General features: G+C 74.5%; 1 pseudogene. It reads right to left on the bottom strand.

From position 1 onward, the window contains the following. A pseudogene (locus tag BN3385_RS28460) lies at positions 1–1,302 on the bottom strand (PE family protein); the annotation flags it as partial.

Here is a 1,302-nt window from a genome sequence, read left to right as displayed (position 1 = left end):
ACCCGAAACTGATTGCGGCGCCGCCGGTTCCGCCCCTACCTCCGATTGCCCCGGTTCCGCCGTCACCGCCGGTTCCGCCGACGACGTCACCACCACCGCCGGTGCCGCCGTCGCCTCCGGTGCCGGTGATGCTGTCCCCGCCGTCGGCGCCGTCACCCGGTGTGCCCAGGAAGCCCACGCTGCCACCATTACCGCCGGCCCCGCCGGTACCGCTGGTAGCCGACCCGCCGATACCGCCGGCACCGCCGTCGCCGGCGATGAACCCGCCGGCCCCGCCATTGCCGCCTCGGCCACCGGCCTGCAGGTCCACGGTGGTCGAGCCACCCGCTCCGCCATTGCCGCCGTGGCCGAGCCACAGGGCCGACCCGCCGTTGCCGCCGTTCTCACCGGGCAGCCCGTTGCCGCCGTTGCCGCCGTTGCCGACGATGCCCGCGGCGCCGCCGTTGCCGCTGCCCCAGCCGTTACCGCCGTTGCCGTACAGCAGGCCCGCCCGGCCGCCGTTGCAGCTGCCAGAAGCCGCCGTGCAGTCACCGGCAACGGTGCCGTAGCTGTAGCCATTGCCGATCAGCAGACCGGCGTCGGGGTGGTCGGCGGTGCCGTCGCCGATCAGCGGAGCCATGAAACTGGCGAGCGATCCGGGCCACGGCAACGTCGGGAACGTCGGAAGCAGGGGGATCGGCACGATCGGCACCGTCGTCGGGGTGGTCGGCGTGCCACCGTCGGCACCGTTGGCGCCGGTCGCTCCAGTACCGGCCGGACCAGATCCGCCCGTGCCTCCGGCTCCGGCATAGGCATTGGAAACCGTTGCTGCATAGGCACTTCCACCGGTCCCGCCAGCGCCTCCAAGCGCGCCGGCCCCGATGCTCAGACCGCCGGTGCCGCCGGTGCCGCCATAGGCGATGCCCTCGCCGAAGTTCCGCGCGATTCCGCCCTGGCCACCGGTGCCTCCGGTTGCGCCCCGGCCGCCGGCCCCGCCGGTGCCGCCGATGGCGTTGCCGGCCACCCCGAACAAGTAGAAGCCCATCAGCGCAGCGCCGCCCTGGCCGCCTTCGCCGCCGGTCACCGTGCCCAGCCCACCGGCTCCGCCGGTGCCTCCGGTGACGTTTCCGTAGCCGATGCTGACCGCTGAGCCGCCGGTGCCGCCCTTTCCGCCGACGACACCGTCGCCCCCGGTCCCACCGGTGCCGCCGACCACGTCGCCGCTGCCGCCGGTGCCGCCGTCGCCACCGGTGCCGGTGATGCTGCGGCCGCCATTGCCGCCGTCACCCGGGGTACCCAGGAAGCCGATACTGCCGCCGGTAC

The organism is Mycobacterium sp. M26 (assembly GCF_001494595.1).
Lineage (GTDB): Bacteria > Actinomycetota > Actinomycetes > Mycobacteriales > Mycobacteriaceae > Mycobacterium.
This window is presented reverse-complemented; position numbering and strand designations above follow the sequence as displayed.